The organism is Achromobacter kerstersii, from assembly GCF_902859595.1.
GTDB lineage: Bacteria > Pseudomonadota > Gammaproteobacteria > Burkholderiales > Burkholderiaceae_B > Achromobacter > Achromobacter kerstersii.
Genome location: NZ_CADIJQ010000001.1, coordinates 1,506,042 through 1,524,164 on the forward strand (window position 1 = coordinate 1,506,042; position 18,123 = coordinate 1,524,164).

The 18,123-nt window shown below is 64.0% G+C and carries 16 protein-coding genes; 8 read left to right on the top strand and 8 right to left on the bottom strand.

Annotation, left to right across the window (positions count from 1 at the left end; translation table 11 throughout):
* Positions 1-7 precede the first annotated feature (7 nt).
* Positions 8-877: an SDR family oxidoreductase gene (locus HV765_RS06635; RefSeq protein ID WP_175169169.1), complete on the bottom strand. Its 870-nt coding sequence runs from the start codon at positions 875-877 to the stop codon at positions 8-10.
* 103 nt (positions 878-980) lie between these two features.
* Here HV765_RS06635 and HV765_RS06640 point away from each other — a divergent pair, with 103 nt between their 5' ends.
* Positions 981-1,862: a LysR family transcriptional regulator gene (locus HV765_RS06640; protein WP_175169170.1), complete on the top strand. Its 882-nt coding sequence runs from the start codon at positions 981-983 to the stop codon at positions 1,860-1,862.
* An 83-nt stretch (positions 1,863-1,945) separates the two neighbouring features.
* On the opposite strand, the gene guaA is transcribed toward HV765_RS06640, so the two are convergent.
* Together guaA and guaB are read right to left on the bottom strand one after the other, a co-directional pair.
* Positions 1,946-3,538, bottom strand: coding sequence for a glutamine-hydrolyzing GMP synthase (guaA, locus tag HV765_RS06645; RefSeq protein WP_046805861.1), 1,593 nt, complete (start codon positions 3,536-3,538; stop codon positions 1,946-1,948).
* Between the two features lie 99 nt (positions 3,539-3,637).
* The gene (gene guaB / locus HV765_RS06650; RefSeq protein WP_054425503.1) at positions 3,638-5,098 is read right to left on the bottom strand and encodes an IMP dehydrogenase; all 1,461 of its coding nucleotides are present in this window, start codon (positions 5,096-5,098) and stop codon (positions 3,638-3,640) included.
* Between the two features lie 262 nt (positions 5,099-5,360).
* On the opposite strand from guaB, the gene HV765_RS06655 reads away from it, so the two are divergent.
* The 4 genes from HV765_RS06655 to HV765_RS06670 all read left to right on the top strand — a co-directional run bounded on the left by HV765_RS06655 (position 5,361) and on the right by HV765_RS06670 (position 8,901).
* Positions 5,361-6,002 carry a DUF2239 family protein gene (locus HV765_RS06655; RefSeq protein WP_175169171.1) on the top strand — a complete coding sequence of 214 codons (642 nt, stop codon included), beginning with the start codon at positions 5,361-5,363 and terminating at the stop codon, positions 6,000-6,002.
* Between the two features lie 122 nt (positions 6,003-6,124).
* Positions 6,125-7,495: an HdeD family acid-resistance protein gene (locus HV765_RS06660; protein WP_054425499.1), complete on the top strand. Its 1,371-nt coding sequence runs from the start codon at positions 6,125-6,127 to the stop codon at positions 7,493-7,495.
* 209 nt (positions 7,496-7,704) lie between these two features.
* Positions 7,705-8,460, top strand: coding sequence for a sulfite exporter TauE/SafE family protein (locus tag HV765_RS06665; protein ID WP_175169172.1), 756 nt, complete (start codon positions 7,705-7,707; stop codon positions 8,458-8,460).
* Between the two features lie 60 nt (positions 8,461-8,520).
* Positions 8,521-8,901, top strand: coding sequence for a DCC1-like thiol-disulfide oxidoreductase family protein (locus HV765_RS06670; RefSeq protein WP_054425492.1), 381 nt, complete (start codon positions 8,521-8,523; stop codon positions 8,899-8,901).
* 36 nt (positions 8,902-8,937) lie between these two features.
* On the opposite strand, the gene HV765_RS06675 is transcribed toward HV765_RS06670, so the two are convergent.
* Positions 8,938-9,861 (bottom strand): LysR family transcriptional regulator, encoded by a 924-nt coding sequence (locus tag HV765_RS06675; protein ID WP_175169173.1) that lies wholly within the window; start codon positions 9,859-9,861, stop codon positions 8,938-8,940.
* A gap of 246 nt (positions 9,862-10,107) precedes the next feature.
* Between HV765_RS06675 and HV765_RS06680 the strand changes: the two genes are divergently transcribed.
* Positions 10,108-11,103 (top strand): Bug family tripartite tricarboxylate transporter substrate binding protein, encoded by a 996-nt coding sequence (locus HV765_RS06680; protein WP_054425489.1) that lies wholly within the window; start codon positions 10,108-10,110, stop codon positions 11,101-11,103.
* A gap of 159 nt (positions 11,104-11,262) precedes the next feature.
* Positions 11,263-12,228, top strand: a complete 966-nt coding sequence (locus tag HV765_RS06685; protein WP_175169174.1) for a 2-hydroxyacid dehydrogenase — start codon at positions 11,263-11,265, stop codon at positions 12,226-12,228.
* A 55-nt stretch (positions 12,229-12,283) separates the two neighbouring features.
* On the opposite strand, the gene HV765_RS06690 is transcribed toward HV765_RS06685, so the two are convergent.
* Positions 12,284-12,685: a hypothetical protein gene (locus HV765_RS06690; protein ID WP_054425468.1), complete on the bottom strand. Its 402-nt coding sequence runs from the start codon at positions 12,683-12,685 to the stop codon at positions 12,284-12,286.
* A 229-nt stretch (positions 12,686-12,914) separates the two neighbouring features.
* On the opposite strand from HV765_RS06690, the gene HV765_RS06695 reads away from it, so the two are divergent.
* Positions 12,915-13,115 (top strand): hypothetical protein, encoded by a 201-nt coding sequence (locus HV765_RS06695; RefSeq protein WP_054425465.1) that lies wholly within the window; start codon positions 12,915-12,917, stop codon positions 13,113-13,115.
* Positions 13,116-13,162: 47 nt separating this feature from the next.
* Here HV765_RS06695 and HV765_RS06700 read toward each other — a convergent pair whose 3' ends face one another.
* Genes HV765_RS06700 through HV765_RS06710 form a run of 3 tightly spaced genes read right to left on the bottom strand, consistent with a single transcriptional unit; the run spans position 13,163 to position 18,116 of the window.
* Entirely contained in the window at positions 13,163-13,960 is a 798-nt protein-coding gene (locus tag HV765_RS06700) for an efflux RND transporter periplasmic adaptor subunit (protein WP_175169175.1), read from the bottom strand.
* A gap of 13 nt (positions 13,961-13,973) precedes the next feature.
* Positions 13,974-15,947 carry a preprotein translocase subunit SecA gene (locus HV765_RS06705; RefSeq protein WP_054425462.1) on the bottom strand — a complete coding sequence of 658 codons (1,974 nt, stop codon included), beginning with the start codon at positions 15,945-15,947 and terminating at the stop codon, positions 13,974-13,976.
* 15 nt (positions 15,948-15,962) lie between these two features.
* Positions 15,963-18,116 (bottom strand): efflux RND transporter periplasmic adaptor subunit, encoded by a 2,154-nt coding sequence (locus HV765_RS06710; protein ID WP_175169176.1) that lies wholly within the window; start codon positions 18,114-18,116, stop codon positions 15,963-15,965.
* Positions 18,117-18,123 lie beyond the last annotated feature (7 nt).

Here is an 18,123-nt window from a genome sequence, read left to right on the forward strand (position 1 = left end):
TCCGGCTTTAAACCGGATTCGAGACTTGTGCGGCAAACTCGCGATACGAATGCAACGGCCGCCCCAACAGCGCAGTCAATCGTTGGACGTCACCGGCGTCGGGGATCATCCCATCGGTGATGAAACGCTCGCTCATCAAGCGCATGTCATAGGCCATCCAGCTTGGCATGAACTGACGCAGGTTCTGTTCGAATGCGGCGGTGTCGTCGCCTGGATAGACGATCTTGCGGCCCAGCGCATCGGTCCAGATCGATGCGACATCTTCGCCCGTCAACGTGTCGGGGCCGACAACATTGATCCTGTCCAACGGCAGCGGCACAGCCGACTGCTCGCGATGCAGCAACTCAATGGCGGCCACCTCTGCGATGTCACGCGTGTCCACCATGGCCAGCCCCTTGCCGCCGATCGGCATCGGATAGACGCCGTATCCCGTCACCACGTCCTTGATGGTCAGGTCGTTGCCCATGAAGTATGCAGGCCGCAGAATCGTGGCGTTCATATCCATCTGCTCGATCATGCGCTCCACCCCATACTTAGCCGCAAAGTGCGGCACGTTCACGTACAGATCACTGTGGATCACCGACAGGTAGACAATGCGCTTGATGCCGGCCTCGCGGGCAACATTAAGCTCGATCAGCGCCTGCGTGTACTCGTCCGCCACCACGGCGTTGAGCAGAAAGAGCGTCGAGATACCCGAGAAGGCAGTACGCACGGAGTCGACATCCAGCAGATCTCCCTGCACGACGCCGACACCTTTCGCGAAATTGGCCTTAGCGGGATCGCGGACAAGCGCGCGAACATCCGCACCACGCTTGGCGAGTTGTTCGACAACCTGGCGGCCAACAGTGCCCGTTGCACCGGTTACGAGAATGGTCATGATGATTTCCTTGTTTGGGGTGTGTAAGACCAAACGATAGGACGTTTCACATTCAAAACGAAGACTATAAAATTGAGACATCCTGACCCAAATTCGAGACACCATGGATCTGAACGCCCTAGAGGATTTCCAGCTTGTCGCCGTTCACGGCGGCTTCGGAAAAGCCAGCCGCGCCAGCGGCCGTTCCAAGGCGACGCTGTCGCGCCGCGTTGCCGATCTTGAAGAAGCGATGGGCGTTCGTCTGATTGAGCGAGGCGAACGCAGCCTGAAGCTGACCGAGTCCGGCCAAATACTGCTGACAAGAATCGAGGGCCCCTTGCGCGAAGTCGCCGAAGCCATCGCGGCAGCCAGCGACGGCCTGGTGGCACCACGAGGCCGCCTGCGCATTGCCGCGCCGCTGTTGTTCTCGCAAGTGGCGCTGGGACGGCTCGCCGCTGCGTTCCATGCGGTGCATCCCGACATCCAGCTCGACGTCGTGGCCGAAGACCGTCTCGCTGACCTCGTCGACGAACATTTCGACGTCGCGATCCGCATCAATCCCGACAAGGACAGCGTGTTGGTCGGCAGATGTTTCGCACGCGACCGCTTGATGCTCGCCGCTTCGCCTGTCCTTCGCATGCCAAAGGGCCGCAAAGGAAAAACGTTTCAAGTTCCTGCCGTGGTGATGCCGAGCTACCGCGACGGTGACCTATGGTCTGTCAGCGATAGCGCGCTAACCGTCGCGCCACTGCCGGTGCTACGCGTGTCGTCGCTGCTGACCGCACGCGACGCCGTCATCGCCGGCGCAGGCGCGGCCATGCTGCCGCAATCCATCATCGGCGCCCAACTGGAACGCGGCGAACTGGTGTCGTGGGGCATAACGGGAGACGACGTGGAGCTATGGGTCTTGCACACGTCCCGCCGCTTGCAGAGCCCCAAAGTGCGCGCCTTTGTGGAATTCATCTGCGATTATTTTCCGGGTGGGTCGTTTGTGGTTCAGGGGTAGCTGCGGGTGAACTGGGGCGGAGACTTCCAAAATAAAAAAGGCGCCGAAGCGCCTTTTCTATTTACTGCGAACTGCTAGCGGGATCACTCCCACTCAATCGTGGCCGGCGGCTTGCTCGACACGTCATAAACCACGCGGTTAATCCCGCGCACTTCATTAATAATCCGCGAAGAAACGCGAGCCAGCAGCGGGTGCGGCAGCGGCGCCCAGTCGGCCGTCATGAAGTCAAACGTCTGGACCGCACGCAGCGCCACAACGTACTCATACGTCCGGCCATCGCCCATCACGCCCACCGACTTCACCGGCAGGAACACGGCAAACGCTTGCGACGTCAGCTCATACCAAGTCAGACCACTAGCTTCATCCTTGGTATTCCGCAGCTCTTCAATGAAGATCGCATCCGCACGGCGCAGCAGTTCGGCATATTCATGCTTCACTTCGCCCAGAATGCGCACGCCCAGACCCGGACCCGGGAACGGATGGCGGTACACCATTTGCGGCGGCAGGCCCAAGGCCACGCCCAGTTCGCGGACTTCGTCCTTGAACAGTTCGCGCAGCGGTTCCAGCAGTTGCAGGTTCAGCGTGTCCGGCAGGCCGCCCACGTTGTGGTGCGACTTGATCGACGTGGCCTTGCCCGTCTTGGCGCCAGCGGATTCGATGACGTCGGGGTAGATCGTGCCCTGGGCCAGCCACTTGGCGCTTTGCTGCTTGCCGGCTTGTTCCTGGAACACTTCGACGAATTCGCGGCCGATGATCTTGCGCTTGGCTTCCGGGTCGGCCACGCCAGACAGCTTGCCCATGAATTGGGCAGTGGCGTCAACGTGAATGATCTTCACGCCCATGTTTTCGGCGAAGGTCTGCATGACCTGCTTGCCTTCGTCCAGGCGCAACAGGCCGTGGTCGACGAACACGCAGGTGAGCTGGTCGCCGATGGCCTTGTGGATCAGGGCGGCGGCTACCGAGGAATCCACGCCGCCGGACAGGCCCAGGATGACTTCGTCGGTGCCGACTTGCTCGCGGATGCGGGCAACGGCTTCGGCGACGTAGTCGGGCATGTTCCAGTCGCCTTGGCATTCACAGATCTCGTTCACAAAGCGGGCCAGCATGGCCTTACCTTGGACGGTGTGCGTGACTTCGGGGTGGAACTGAACGGCGTAGAAACGGCGGTCTTCGTCGGCCATGCCGGCGATGGGGCACGACGGCGTGGACGCCATCAGCTTGAAGCCCGGGGGCAGCTCGGTGACCTTGTCGCCGTGGCTCATCCAGACCTTCAGCATGCCGTGGCCTTCAGGCGTGGTGAAGTCGTCCAGGCCTTCCAGCAGCTTGGTGTGGCCGTGGGCGCGGACTTCGGCGTAGCCGAATTCGCGGTGGTCGGAAAAGCTGACCACGCCGCCCAGTTGTTGCGCCATGGACTGCATGCCGTAGCAGATGCCCAGCACCGGCACGCCGAGTTCGAAGACGGCGTGCGGCACGCGCATCGAGCCTTCTTCGTAGGCCGAGGCGTGGCTGCCGGACAGGATGATGCCCTTCAAGCCTTGCGCCATCTGGTCGCGCACGAAGGCGTCGTCGACGTCGCCGGGGTGCACTTCGGAATAGACGCCGGCTTCGCGGACGCGGCGCGCAATCAGTTGGGTGACTTGCGAACCGTAATCAAGAATGAGGATGCGCTGGTGCATTGAGCTCTACCGATTAAATAAAACCGCACCGGCAGAACCGCTATTGTTATTGCGATTCTGCCGGTGCGTGATGCATGACATTGTAGTTGACTGTACGGATCAGTCGGCGCGGTAGTTAGGCGCTTCCTTGGTGATCTGCACGTCGTGTACGTGGGACTCGCGCACGCCGGCGGAGGTGATCTCCACGAATTCGGCTTTGGTGCGCATGTCGTCAATGGTGGCGGCGCCGCAGTAGCCCATCGAGGCGCGGATGCCGCCGACCAGTTGGTAAATGATGGCCAGCACGCTGCCCTTGTAGGGGACACGGCCTTCGATGCCTTCGGGGACCAGCTTGTCGGCGTTGTTGGACGGGTCCTGGAAGTAGCGGTCGGCCGAGCCGTCCGTCATGGCGCCCAGGCTGCCCATGCCGCGGTACGACTTGTACGAACGGCCTTGGAACAACACGACTTCGCCCGGGGCTTCTTCCGTGCCGGCGAACATGCCGCCCATCATGCACGAGAACGCGCCGGCGGCCAGCGCCTTGGCGACGTCGCCCGAGTAGCGGATGCCGCCGTCGGCGATGAGCGGAACGCCCGTGCCTTCCAGCGCCTTGGCCACTTCGGAAATGGCATGGATTTGCGGCACGCCCACACCGGCGACGATACGCGTGGTGCAGATGGAGCCGGGGCCGATACCGACCTTGACGCCGTCAGCACCGTACTCGACCAGCGCGCGCGCGGCGGCGGCGGTGGCGATGTTGCCGCCAATGACTTCAACTTTGGGGTAGTTCTGCTTGACCCAGCGCACGCCTTCCAGCACGCCCTTGGAGTGGCCGTGCGCGGTGTCGACGATCAGAACGTCAACGCCAGCGGCAACCAGCTTTTCCACGCGCTCTTCAGTGCCTGCACCCACGCCAACCGCTGCGCCAACGCGCAACTGGCCTTGGCCGTCTTTGCTGGCCATCGGGTGTTCGGTGTTCTTGACGATGTCTTTGACGGTGGCCAGGCCACGCAGCTCAAAGCCGTCGTTCACGATCAGCACGCGTTCCAGACGGTGCTTGTGCATCAGGGCCTGCGCTTCGTCCAGCGTGGCGCCTTCCTTCATGGTGACCAGGCGTTCCTGCGGCGTCATGATGTTGCGCAGGGGCTGATCCAGGTTTTCTTCGAAACGCAGATCGCGGTTGGTCACGATGCCGACCAGCTTGCGGCCTTCAACGACCGGCAGGCCCGAAATGCCATGCTGGCGCTGCAACGCAATGGCGTCGCGCACTTTCATTTGGGGGGTGACGGTGACCGGATCGATCACGATGCCGAATTCGTGGCGCTTCACGCGAGCCACTTCACGGGCTTGCTGATCAGCAGTCAAATTCTTGTGGATGATCCCGATGCCGCCCTCTTGCGCCATGGCGATGGCCAGACGCGATTCGGTGACGGTGTCCATCGCGGCGGACACAAGCGGGATATTCAGGCTGATATTGCGGGTCAGGCGGGTGGCCAGGGAGGTGTCGCGCGGCAACACCTCGGAATACGCAGGCACCAACAACACATCGTCGAAGGTGAGCGCTTTTTGAACGAGACGCATGGGTAACTCCGGGCGCAAAGCAAGATTATACGCCGCCCGCATGTTTTGCCTAGGTGTTGACCCTAGGTTTGTACGGAATTTTTGCGACGGCGGCGCCGCTGAACCGGCACCAGAACGCCGGTAATCCGACCCCGTTTATAGCCTTGTTGTCGACATTCAACAAGGCGATATTTTTACCCGGATTATATTGACGATAATTTTTACCCGGATCATAATCGGCAGCGTGATTGATTTGAGATCAAACGAATCGGAACCGGACATCATGACGACCCACCCTACCCCGCGCTACACCGCTTTTGACGGCCACCGCATTCTGGCCGCCGGCCCCCTCGCCGACGTGGCGCTGGCGGTGAAGCGTGCAATGCACACGAGCAGCAGCAGCAGCAGCAGCAGCAGCAGCAGCAACCCCCTGGTGTTCAACGACAGCACCGGCCAGCAGACCGACCTGGATTTGCGCGGTGACGATGCCGACATCATTGCGCGCCACACGCCCTCTGCGGCCGGCAGCGCGCCCCCGATGGAAGCAGACGTCGCCCAGACGTCCAACGCGCAGCCGCGCGGACGCGGCCGTCCCAAGCTGGGCGTGGTGCCGCGCGAAGTGACGCTGCTGCCGCGTCACTGGGACTGGCTGGGCGCGCAACCCGGTGGCGCATCCGTTGCGCTGCGCAAGCTGGTGGAGCAGGCACGCCGCGACAACGAAGCGCAAGACCAGCAGCGGCAACGGCAAGAGGCCGCGTATCGCTTCATGTCGAGCATAGCGGGCGACCTGCCCGGCTTCGAAGAGGCCACGCGGGCGCTGTATGCGGGCGACGAAAGCCGCTTTGTTCAGTGCGTGGAAGCGTGGCCGCAAGATGTGCGCGGCTATGCGATGAGCCTGGCCTGGCCGGCGCAAGCAGCGGCTTGATCGCAGCGAAATCCGGATCGGCAACACGGCAAGGTTTCGGTACGATGCTGACTTCGGCCGTACCCACTTCAGCCGTACCCACCTAAACCTTCAGCCGTACCCACCTCAACCGGATTGCTGGCATGCCACAACTCGTATTGCTGTTGTTGGGAGTTCCGTATCTGCGCAAGCGTTGGCGTGCTTTGGCGGGCGCCGGCGTCATCTTTCTCTTGGCGGGCATCTTTCTCTTGGTCGATGCGCTGGACAACGCCCTGTACTTTCCGCTGAACGCGTTCGCCGTGCTCTTCATTATCGAAGGGCTGGCCACCTTGTTGATTGCGTCCAGCGGCGTGGGCGGGCAGCGCGTGCTGCGCTACGCCAAGGGGATGTTCGTGTTGCTGGCAGGCGGTTTGATTCTGGCTGGCCACCATCATGGGCACTTCGTGCTGTCGATGATCTTTGGCTTGCTGTTCCTGATCGACGGCGTGCTGCAATGCCTGGCCGCGTATGTCGTGCGCTACAGCCGCTGGCGCTATGCGTTTGCCGGCGGCATGGGCGAAATTCTGCTGGCCATCTTTTTCTTTCAGCCCTACCCCACGAACTATGTCGGCACGGTGCCCTACTGCCTGGGGCTGTTCCTGTGCATTGCGGCGATCAAGCTGCTGTGGCTGGCGCGGCGCGTACGGCATCTGGCATCCAATCCGGCTTTTGCGGAAAACGATTCGTCCGACTTCATGCCCGCATCGCCTGCGGCCCCGGCCCCGGTGTGGGATGGGCCGCCCAGTGATTCCGAACGCGCGTTGACCGTGCATGTGTGGACGCCGTCCGGTTCGGCCAAGGCGCAAACGCGCAACTATCCGGTGGTGGACCGCTACATTGCCGCGGTGGACGTGAACGGCGTTATCTCTACCGGCCACGCGGCGCTGGAGTCACCCGAAGGCATCTACATCAGCCTGTACCCGAAGGACGAAATCGACCGCTCGCCTGACGAGTTCGGCAACCTGCTGCGCGCCACGGCTGAAAACGATATCCCCGGCGTGTACCAGCCGGATTACGCCACGGAATCCCAAGCCTGGTGCCCGTCCACCACGCGCGTGCGCATTCGCAATTACGACGCCGAAAAGCTTGCCGCGTTCTGGAACGTCTATCGGCAGACCTGCATCTACAACCTGACGCACCGCAATTGCTCAAGCTCGGTCGCCCGCGCCCTGGACGCGGCGTTGGACGGCGTGGTCGGGCGGCTGCACGGCAGCCAGGCAGGTTGGCGCGTGCTGATTCGCTTGTTGTTGACGCCGGAATTGTGGGTGGCGTCGCAGATCCGCAAGCGCGCGGTGACGATGGCGTGGACGCCCGGGCTGACGCTGGACTACGCCCGCGCGATGAGCATGCTGGCCGATCCGCGCCCGTTTGGCTGGTGGAAGATGTCGCAAGTGGCGCTGCGCCGCATCGCGGAACTGCGCGCCAATTGGCGCCAGCAGGACCGCGACGCGCCGCTGCGCCGTCCGCCGGCCTGATCATTTTTGCCTCCCTTGTCTCTTCTGCCTTGCCTGCTTCCCGCCCCCCTGCCTGCCCTGCCTGCCCTGCCTGCCTCGCCCGCAAGCATTAGCCTCACCTTATCTATCTATCAAGAAATCGAATTTTTTCCTTATGGGTCTGAATCAGAATGCCTTCAGCCCGCGATCACTGAAACGCGCGAGGCACCCATAACAATTCGAGGATGACGATGGATTCGGTGTATCTGGTCGTGGTGGTTGGGGCGGTGGCCGCTGGATTTGTGCAAGGCTTGTCGGGCTTTGGATTCGGGCTGGTCGCCATGTCGTTCTGGGCCTGGGCGCTGGAGCCGCGGCTGGCGGCGACCCTAGCGGTGTTCGGCGCGCTGGTCGGCCAGGTGCTCGCCGCAGTCACGGTACGGCGCGGCTTCAATCTCAAGCAATTGGCGCCCTTCGTGCTGGGCGGGCTGGCGGGCATTCCGCTGGGTGTGGCCGTGCTGCCCCACCTGGATATGGACTGGTTCAAGGCAATGCTGGGCGGCTTTTTGATTCTGTGGTGCCCCGCCATGCTGTTGGCTCGCAACATCCCCAAGATCACGGCGGGCGGACGCGCGGCCGACGGCGCGGTGGGTTTCTCGGGCGGCGTGCTGGCGGGCATCGGCGGGTTTTCGGGGACGTTGCCCACGCTGTGGTGCACGCTGCGAGGCTATGAAAAAGACAAGCAGCGCGCCATCATCCAGAATTTCAACCTGTCGATGCTGGCCGTGACGATGGGCACGTACCTTGCTACAGGCATCGTCACCCGCGACATGCTTCCGCTGTTCGCCATCGTGGCGCCCGCAATGCTCGTGCCCACGCTGCTTGGCGCCAAGCTCTATATCGGTATCAGCGAGGCCCGCTTTCGGCAGATTGTGCTGGGCTTGTTGACGCTTTCCGGGGTAGCGCTGCTGGCGGCGTCCTTGCCGCGGCTGATCGAACGGCTGGCCTGAATTCCCCCATCGCCGCCCGTTGCGCTTTAATGGACCCGTGCATTTCAACCAAGGAGCATCATGTCCACGCCCAAGAACTTCCTGCTCTACGACGGTGACTGCCCCTTCTGCTCGAACTACGTGCGGATGCTGCAATTGCAAAAAGCGGTAGGCCCGATCGAGCTGCTCAATATGCGCGACCACCCCGATCTGGCCGTGGCCTACAAGGCGCAAGGGTATGACCTGAACCAAGGCATGCTGCTGCATCTGGACGGCCAGGATTATTGGGGCGCCGACTGCATCAACCGGCTGGCGCTGCTCAGCACCGGCAACGACTTCTTCAATAGCGTGAACGCCGCCGTCTTCCGCAACCGCTGCCTGTCGACCGCGCTGTACCCCTTCATGCGCACCGGCCGTAGCCTGGCGCTGACCTTGCTGGGCAAGAAGAAAATGCAGATGTAGGCAAGACGCAGAGCACCGGGCGTGGCGCTGGCGCAATCAGGCCGGCGTATCGCTCCGGGTCTCTTGGTCACCCGCCACACCCACGCCCACCCCCACCACGCGTGTCAGGAAGGCGTCCAACGCCGGATTGTCGTGCTGCGCGTGCCACGCCAGATACATGTCGGCGTACAGATTGCGCTGACCAATCGGCCGGAACTCCACGCCTTCAAAGCGCAGTTCACGCGCCGAATCCGGCACAATGCCCACGCCCAGCCCCGCGCGCACCAGCGCCAGCAGTGTATGGGTTTGCCCCGCCCGCTGTACGTAGTCGGGCTGCACATCCGCCAGGCCGAACGCCCCCACGATGCGGTCATAAAAATACTTCCCTTCACGCGGTGAATACAGGACGAAGGGTTGGCCCTGCAACAGGCGCAGCGGCACGGTCTCGTGTTCGCACAGGGGCGATCCGGCGGGCAGCGCCAGCACCAGGGGCTCGCGTTCAATCAAGCGGGATTCGATACCGGCCTGCTGCGGCACGCTGCGCGCAAGAATGGCGTCCAGCTCGCGGGCAACCAGCAAGCGGTCAAGATCGGTGCTGACCGTTTCGCGCAGCTGAATTTCAACGCCCGCCAAGAGCTTGCGCGCCTGCATGATCATCGACGGCATCAAGCGGTACGACGCCACGGCGGTAAAGCCCAGCGTGATGTGGCCGGCCTCGCCGCCTGAGGTGCGCCGCGCCGTGGCCGCCGCGCGCGCGGAAAATTCCAGCAAGTGGCGCGCATCGCGCAGAAAGCGCCGGCCTGCGGCGCTTAGCAGCACTTGGCGGCTATTGCGTTCGAACAGCGTCACGCCCAGATCCTGTTCCAGTAACTGGATCTGGCGCGATAGCGGCGGCTGCGTCATGCAGAGCCGCTCAGCCGCACGGCCAAAGTGCAGTTCTTCGGCAACCGCAATAAAACACTCAAGCTGACGGAACTCCATCGATTCAATCCTTGAATTGATCAATGCTATTTATAGCTCGAACGGCTATCCATCGAAAGCCGTTTCTATACTCCGAAAAAACGGCCGGACCCCGTCGCCCAGCAATCGCCAAGCCTTCGCGCAAGCGGACACCTGGCAAGCGGCTGCCGGCCCGCAGAACCCAAAGGAGCATCACCGCAGCACGCAGTTTTTTCACGGCACAAGCCGCTTGCCAACGCAAATTCACCCCAAAAAAAGAGAAGAGACATGGAGACAACCCCCATCGCCCGCCCTCGCGTCCGGCTCATCGCCGCGGCGCTGGCCCTGGCCGCCACCGCCGCGTTGCCCTGGAGCGCCAACGCCGCCGGCTACCCCGAGCGGCCGATCAATCTGATCGTGCCGTTTTCGCCAGGCGGCGGCACCGACATTTCGGCGCGCTTGTTGGCGGCCGCGCTGGGCGACAAGCTGGCGTCGTCGGTGGTGGTAGACAACCGCCCGGGCGCAGGCGGGCAGATCGCCGCCGATCTGGTCGCGCGTTCGCAGGCCGATGGCTACACGCTGCTGTTCGCCAATTCGGGCATGCTGGCGATCAACCCGTGGATCTACAAGCTGCATTCCGACCCGGCCACCGCGTTCGCGCCGGTGTCGCTGTTCTCGGACTTGCCGTTCGTGCTGGTCGTGCCCACCAACCTGCCCGCCAAGAACGTGGCGGACTTGGTCAAGCTGGCCAAAGCCGAACCGGGCAAGCACACGTTCGCCAGTTCCGGCACGGGCGGCGCGCCGCACTTGTCGGGTGAAATTTTCCAGCAGGCGACCGGCGTGGATTTGATGCACGTGCCCTACAAGGGCGGCGGCCCGGCCATGACCGACCTGATGGCCGGACGCGTCGACATGCTGTTTGCCTCGGTGCTGGAAACGATGCCTTACGTCACCGGCGGCAAGCTGCGTGCGCTGGCCGTCACGGGTGCCACCCGTTCGCCCGCCATGCCGGACGTGCCGACCATCGACGAAGCCGGCGTGAAGAACGCGCAATCGGGTTCGTGGACGGCCGTGCTGGCGCCCGCTGGCACGCCGCCTGCCGTCATTGAAAAGCTGTCGCAAGCCATCCGCGACATCACCGCCGACCCCGCCATGAAAACCAAGCTGGAATCACAAGGCGCCGTGGCGCACGGCTCGACTCCGCAGCAGTTGCAAGAGCTGGCTGCGAGCGAACGCGCGCGCTACGGGCAGATCATCAAGACTCGCAATATCCAAACCAATTGATCCCCGGCGGCCCGGTTTTGGGCCGTTGAACTAAACCTCTTTGGCCCGATTTCGGACCTTCGAACTGAACCTCATTGGCCCGGTTTCGGGCCGTCGAACTCATCCTTATTGGCCCGATTTCCAGGCCATCTCACCGCCCCTTCCAAATAAGCCGTATCCATGACAGATTCCCTGCCCTCCTCCGCCGCCCACCTGCTGATGGTCGGCCCCTTGTTGCCTGATCTGGTGGCGGACCTTGAGTCGCGCTACCACGTGCATCGCCTATGGGAAGCCGCCGACGCCAGCGTGCTGCTGCGCGAACACGGCGCGTCCATACGCGGCATCGCCACCAGCGGCCGCTTTGGCGCCACGCGCGAATTGATCGCCGCCCTGCCGGCGCTGGAAGGCATTTTCAGTTTTGGCGTGGGCTACGACACCATCGACCTGGCCGCCGCCCGCGAACGCGGCGTGGTCGTCACGAACACCCCGGGCGTGCTGGACGCCTGCGTGGCCGACACGGCGCTGGCATTGATGCTGGCCGCGCCGCGCCGCATCGCTGAAGCCGACCGATTCGTGCGCGCCGGCCGCTGGCCCAACGATGGTTTTCCGCTGGGCACGCGCATGAGCGGCAAGCGCTGCGGCATTGTCGGCCTGGGCAATATTGGCTTGCAGATCGCGCGCCGCGCCGCCGCGTTCGATATGGAAATCCTGTACACAAACCGCAAGCCGCGCGCTGACGCCCCCGCGGAATATCGCTACGTGCCGGACATCGAAACGCTGGCCGCGGAGTGCGACTTTCTGGTGCTGGCCGTGCCGGGCGGCGCCGCCACGCGCCACATGGTGAACGCGCGCGTGCTGGACGCGCTGGGCCCGAAGGGCTGGCTGATCAATATTGCGCGCGGCACCGTCGTCGACGAAGCCGCGCTGGTCAGCGCCTTGCAGGGCAAGCGTATCGCCGGTGCGGGCCTGGACGTGTTCGAACACGAACCCGCCACCCCGGATGCGTTCAACGCGATGGACAACGTGGTGCTGCTGCCGCACATCGCCAGCGGCACGCACGAAACCCGCCGCGCCATGGCCGACCTGATGGTGGCCAACCTGGACGGCTGGTTCCGGGAAGAGAAAGTGCTGACGCGCGTCGTTTAGACCCTGCGCGTCAAGCCGGCGGCGCCTGTCGAACAGGCAGAGCGCGCCGGCTGGGCTATTCGCTGACCCATTTCAAATCCGGCGACGGCGCGCCTTCTTGTTGAAAGTACAAGATGGCCGCCGCGGCCAGCTCGCGGCTCACGCACTGATATTGCTGATAGCTGCCTGACTGGCCACCCACCACCACATTCTCGTCATGATCTTCCGAGCGCGACGGATCAATCAGCGTATAGATGCGCGCGTCGTCGTCCAGCGTGATCGACACCACGAATGTGCCCGCGCCGCCTCCCACCGCCAAGACGGTTTCGTCTTCGGTCACAAACGCGATGGAACTGAACTCTGCGCCGTCCAATTGATCCAGCGCGGCAAGCGCTTCCGCGTCCGACGGATCGGCGCTTTCCCGGACGGCGGCCCGGTCGCCCTGGCGCCGTTCTTCAATGAGTTTTTTTATTTTCATGATCGTAAATGCCCCTGGTGATGCGCGCCGGGTCTCCCGCTTGGGCCGGCGTCTGATTGGCGCCGCGTCCTGAAAATCAGCACGGCGGCGTTCGCCAGTCTACCGGCTATCCGCCGCACGCGGGGTCCGACCCTTTGCGGCCTGTTGCAATTGACCGCTGGAAGCCCCGCCACGCCAGGCGTAACGTGATTGCACGGCATATGCCGCGTCACCTTGAGAGGGTCGCACCATGACGTCCCCGACTTCCCGCACGACGCATCCGCAAACGGCGCCCGCCGCCGACACGCCCCCGCACGCCGATAAAGATCGCGCGCGCGCCGAGCATCTGCAAGAAGAGGCGCGCCGCAAGGCAATGGCTACCGCGCAACATAAAGAAAGCCCGCGCAACTTGTCCGCGCCCCGTTACCACGGCGGCCACCGGGGCGGTTAGCCGTCCGGCAGCACCCCGCGCCTAGCGCCGTCGCGCCAGGCGCGCCATCAGAACTTGACCGAGCACCGGATGCCCGACGGGATCGTGTTGCCCTCGTTCGGCACGCGCAACAGCACGGTGAACGTGCCGCTGGCCGCATCCATCACGCGGTCGATGCGCCACACCTTGCCTTGCAGCGGCTTGTCGCTGATGGCGGCATTCACCGTGACCTGCGCGGCCGCATCCGCCTTGATTTGGCCATACAAGCCTTCCGGCACCACCACCTTGACCAGCAAGGGATTGATCTGCGCCAGCTTGACGATCTTGTTGTCGTTGACGCGGTCGCCCGGCCCGGCATAGCGCTCGGCAACCACCCCATCAAACGGGCTCTTGATGCTGCGCTCGGCCAAAATCGCCTGTTGCAGCGCCACTTGCAGCTGCGCCTGACGGCTGCGCGAGGTCATCTCGTCGTAGTCGCCTGCGGGCAGTAGTTGGCGTTTAAACAGGTCGGCGTTGCGGTCCACGACGCGGCCCAGGTAGGCAGCTTCGGCGCGGCGCAGGCCCAACGTGGCTTCATCCACGCTGGTGTTCAGTTCGGCCACGACTTGGCCTTTCTTCACCACGTCGCCACGCTGCACCAGCACATTGCTCAGCACACCGGCCGACGCACTGCCCAGCTCTGACACCTGAAAGGGTTCGATCAGGCAGGCCATCGGCGTTTGCAGGGTGTCGCCCTGCGAGGACAAGGCGGGTTCCGCCAGCACCGGCAGCCGCGCATCGGGCGGCAAGCCCTGCGCGGTGGCGGCGGCGCTGGCGATCAGGCCGCTGAATAGACCAAAGCAAAAGAAGCGTAGGCGATGTGTCATAGGGTTGTGGAGATCAATCCCCCTGCCCGGAAAAGGACAAGGAGTTTTCAAGTTCTTCATCCGCGGCCACCATATGGCGGCGCTCGCGGGCCAGTTTCTTTTCCGTGCGGGCCTGGGCGTAGCGCAGCCAGCGGGCGGCCACGCCATGCCCGCCCATCGAACGCAGCAGTTGCGCAGGCTTCGCCCACGCCTTGCCCGCCACGCTATCCAGCACCGCGTCTTCCCAAGACAGAATGGCTTCGACGTGGCCGGGGTCGCCCTGGCGGCCGCAGCGGCCTTCCAATTGACGGTCAATGCGCGCCGACTCGTGCCGTTCGGTCAGAATCACATGCAGCCCGCCCGCCTCGCGCGCGGCGTCGGACAGCGGAATGTCGGTGCCGCGCCCGGCCATATTGGTGGCGATCATGATGCTGCCCATCTGGCCGGCCTGCGCAATCATGTCGGCCTCGTCCGCGTCCTGCTTGGCATTCAGCACCACCGCAGGCAGACCGGCTTCGCGCAACACTTGCGCCACCTGTTCCGACGCCGCCACCGAACGCGTGCCGATCAGCACCGGCACGCCTTGCGCATGCAGCACCCGGGTGCGGTCGCGCACGGCGGCCCACTTGTCGTTCAAGGTGGCGTACACCGCATCGGGCGCATGGCGGCGGCGCGAGCGGCGATGCGTGGGAATGCGCACCACGGGCAGGTCATACACACGGCCCAGCTCGGCGCGGATTTCGGCCGCCGTACCCGTCATGCCAGACAAGAGCAGATAGTGTTTGAAGAAACGCTGGTAGCTGATGCTCTTTAACGTGGAACGCGGTTCGCTCAGCGCCAGCCCTTCCTTGTGCTCCAGCATCTGATGCAAGCCCTGGCCCCACGAGCGGTCCGGCATCACGCGCCCGGTGAACTCGTCCACGACCATGATTTTCTCGTCGCGGATGATGTATTGCTCGTCCAGCCGGTACATGTGCAGCACCGTCAGCGCGCTTAGCACCAGCTCTTCGCGGCGAAACGGAATGCTCCAGGGCGCGGGCAAGGCGGCGCATTCGGCGCGCAGATGTTCGCGGCCCAGCTCCGTCAGCGTCACCCGGCGTTCGCCGCGCAGCAGCCGGTAATGCGCGGGGTCCATCGCGCCGGCCAGCGCCATGGCCTGGCGCGTCACGTCAGTAGTGTCGTCTTCCTGCACGCCCGAAATAATCAGCGGCGTGCGCGCCTCATCCACCAGCACGCTGTCAGCCTCGTCCACAATGGCAAAGCACAGGCCGCGCAGGTACAGCTGACTCAGCCGCCCCTGTTCGCCCCGCAGCCGTTCCAGCCTCAAGGCGTCTTCGTCCTTGCCGCCGTCCAGCACGATCAGGTCACGCAGGTAGTCGAACACCAGCGTCTTGTTCGAGCAATACACCACGTCCGCCTGATACGCCTGGCGGCGCGTGGGGATGTCCATCTCCATGCTGACCCAGGCCACCGACAGGCCCAGCGCTTCGTAGATGGGGCTCATGATCTGCGCATCGCGCTCGACCAGGTAGTCGTTGGTGGTGATCACATGCACGGGCAGCCCCGCCATGGCGACCGTGGCGGCGGGCAGCGTGGCGGTCAGCGTCTTGCCTTCGCCCGTGTTCATTTCGGCGACCATGCCTTGCAGCATGGCCCAGCCGCCCATCAGCTGCACATCAAAATGCGCCTTGCCCACCGTCAACCGGCCCGCCTGCCGGATCAGCGCAAACGCGCGTGCGGCGCTGGCGGGGGTGATGCCGTTGCAGCGCAAGTCGTAAGCAATCTCGTCCGCACGCTGGCGCACGCCAGCCAGGTCAATGTCGCCCAGCGCCTGGGTTTCGCGGTGCACGCGAGCCACGATGCGGCGGGTGCGCGATAGCGGCTGGCGGCGCTTTCTGCCCAGCCAGCGCAAGGCGGCCGTGCCCCAGGCTTCGAGCTTGTTCGGATGCCGCTCGCTCTCTTTTTCAGGATAGAGCGGGTCCGGGTTCAGGGTGGCGAAGGCATGCATGTCAGGGCGCGCGCATCAAAAGCGGAACTGGCGCAAGACCATCTGCCGGACGGCGTCATACGCTTGCAGCGCAATCGGCCGGGGCTCGTGCGAGAACTTCACGTACACGCGCGCGCCCAAATACGCACGCGGCGCATCCTCGGGCAAACGCAAGTCCATCACGAACAGGTTCTCGGACGACTTCGCCCGCCCTTCCTGGGACTTGCGCGGGTCCACGCCAATGCTGCCGCCACCCTGCAAGCTCAGCGCCAGGCTGGGCAGTTCGTCGGTCGCGGCCGGCACTTCACGCGCAATCTGCGCGGTGAATTCCTGCCCGCTGTCCTGCACCAGCCGCACGCGCACATCCTTCAGCGACCGGTGAATGCGCTCCAGGCTCGACTGCGGCACCACCACGCGCACCGTTTCGGCATCGGTCAGCACATAACCCAGCAGCTCACCACGCTGCACATAGCGGCCAGTCATGTCCTCGGGCTGCGCCGACACATAGCGGCCCGCGTGCGGGCTGCGCACCTGCTGCGCCTGCACCTGTTCCTGGATGGCGCGGCGCTCGGTCTGCAAGCTGGTCCATTGATGGCGCATGATGGCCGCCTGCACCTGGTTCTGCGCGTAGGCCTGCACATAGCGCGCCTGGTATTCATCCACCTGCGCGGCCAGCATGGCGTCGCGGCGAATCAGCTCATCGTTTTCCAGCGCCATCAATGGCGCGCCCAGCCCCACGGGCGCATCGTCAACCGCCTGCCGCGCGCGCACGAAGCCGGCCACCGGCGCCCGCACCTGCGCCGTGGGCGGCACCCACACCACGCCTTCGGTATCGGTGGACGACGGCATCGGCACCGCGCCCACCAGCCCGACGATGCCCGCGATGCACAGGGCGCATATGGCATAGGAACGCAAACGGTGCGCCTGGATCTGCGGGTCGGCATAGAACTGCCGGCCCAGCCGCCACAGCGGCATCACGATCGTGTTGAACAGCGCCCACATGGCCAGCAGGACGCCAAAGAAAAAGAACTGCCCGGCCATGATGAAGATGGCCAGGAACATGATGAACATGCGGTAGCAGAACGACAGCAGCGCATAACCCACGAACCAGGCGCGTTCGCCCGGCGTCGCGCGCGGGGCTTCCACGCCGCGCAGCCCCAGCGCGTAGCGCTTGAACAGATAGCCCAGATAGCCATTGGCCCGCTGGCCCAGGTTGGGAATTTCGATGCCGTCTGACAGCACGTAATAGCCGTCATAGCGCAGCAGCGGGTTGCCGTTCATGAACAGCGTCGACACCCCGCACAGGATGATGACGGTATAGGCCAGCGAGCGTCCCAGCCCCGGCTCCAGCTGCGTCCACGCAATCATCGCAACCGCCGCCAGGAACAGCTCCACCAGAATGCCCGCGCCGCCCACCAGCATCCGCCAGCGCTTATCGGCAAAGGCGGATGCCGCCGACGCATCCACATACGGAATGGGCACCAGCAGCAGGAACATCAGGCCGATCTCATGCACCTCGCCCCCGCGCGCCTTCACCGCGCAGGCGTGGCCAAGCTCGTGAATGGCCTTCACCACCGGATACACCAGCGCCATGGCCAGCACATTGCCCGTGGAAAACACCTGATCCCAGATGTTGTGGGTCAGCGTCTGCCAATGCATGGCGCCCAGCGCCGTGCCAGCCGCCACCACCGCCAGCCACAGCAGCGCGCCCACCCACGTGAACAACCAGCGATACCAAGGCAGCGTGCGCGTCAGCCAGCGGTCGGGGTCCACCAGCGGCATCTTCAGCGCGCTGGGGTTGCCGATGTATTGCTTGATCTTCTGCATGCGCTGGCGCTTGCGGCGTTCAACCAGGTCGCGCACATCGGGCGCGCGGTCGGTCGTCAGCACGTCAGCGCGGTGCAACTGCGCCATCAGCCGGATGACTTCATCTTGCGGCATGGCGTCATCGTCCAGCTGGCCGCAGGCAATCTCCCAGATCTCCTGCACCGTGCGGCGCCCATCCATCAGGCTGATCAGCAGATTGGCCTCGGGCGTGTAACGATGGAATTCGCCATTGCTCTGGTCCTGCATCACGTACCAGACTTCGCCGCGATACACGTGGCGATGGATATGGATGTGCGAACGCAGCCGAGGGCGCAGCGTGCTGACCCGGTGCCAGGAATTGCTATAGAGCGCGGTACCAGACATCTTCTTA

Coding starts and splice junctions, on each gene's coding strand:
- HV765_RS06635 (WP_175169169.1), bottom strand. CDS start 877: ATGACCATTCTCGTAACCGGTGCAACGGGCACTGTTGGCCGCCAGGTT.
- HV765_RS06640 (WP_175169170.1), top strand. CDS start 981: ATGGATCTGAACGCCCTAGAGGATTTCCAGCTTGTCGCCGTTCACGGC.
- guaA (WP_046805861.1), bottom strand. CDS start 3,538: ATGCACCAGCGCATCCTCATTCTTGATTACGGTTCGCAAGTCACCCAA.
- guaB (WP_054425503.1), bottom strand. CDS start 5,098: ATGCGTCTCGTTCAAAAAGCGCTCACCTTCGACGATGTGTTGTTGGTG.
- HV765_RS06655 (WP_175169171.1), top strand. CDS start 5,361: ATGACGACCCACCCTACCCCGCGCTACACCGCTTTTGACGGCCACCGC.
- HV765_RS06660 (WP_054425499.1), top strand. CDS start 6,125: ATGCCACAACTCGTATTGCTGTTGTTGGGAGTTCCGTATCTGCGCAAG.
- HV765_RS06665 (WP_175169172.1), top strand. CDS start 7,705: ATGGATTCGGTGTATCTGGTCGTGGTGGTTGGGGCGGTGGCCGCTGGA.
- HV765_RS06670 (WP_054425492.1), top strand. CDS start 8,521: ATGTCCACGCCCAAGAACTTCCTGCTCTACGACGGTGACTGCCCCTTC.
- HV765_RS06675 (WP_175169173.1), bottom strand. CDS start 9,861: ATGGAGTTCCGTCAGCTTGAGTGTTTTATTGCGGTTGCCGAAGAACTG.
- HV765_RS06680 (WP_054425489.1), top strand. CDS start 10,108: ATGGAGACAACCCCCATCGCCCGCCCTCGCGTCCGGCTCATCGCCGCG.
- HV765_RS06685 (WP_175169174.1), top strand. CDS start 11,263: ATGACAGATTCCCTGCCCTCCTCCGCCGCCCACCTGCTGATGGTCGGC.
- HV765_RS06690 (WP_054425468.1), bottom strand. CDS start 12,685: ATGAAAATAAAAAAACTCATTGAAGAACGGCGCCAGGGCGACCGGGCC.
- HV765_RS06695 (WP_054425465.1), top strand. CDS start 12,915: ATGACGTCCCCGACTTCCCGCACGACGCATCCGCAAACGGCGCCCGCC.
- HV765_RS06700 (WP_175169175.1), bottom strand. CDS start 13,960: ATGACACATCGCCTACGCTTCTTTTGCTTTGGTCTATTCAGCGGCCTG.
- HV765_RS06705 (WP_054425462.1), bottom strand. CDS start 15,947: ATGCATGCCTTCGCCACCCTGAACCCGGACCCGCTCTATCCTGAAAAA.
- HV765_RS06710 (WP_175169176.1), bottom strand. CDS start 18,116: ATGTCTGGTACCGCGCTCTATAGCAATTCCTGGCACCGGGTCAGCACG.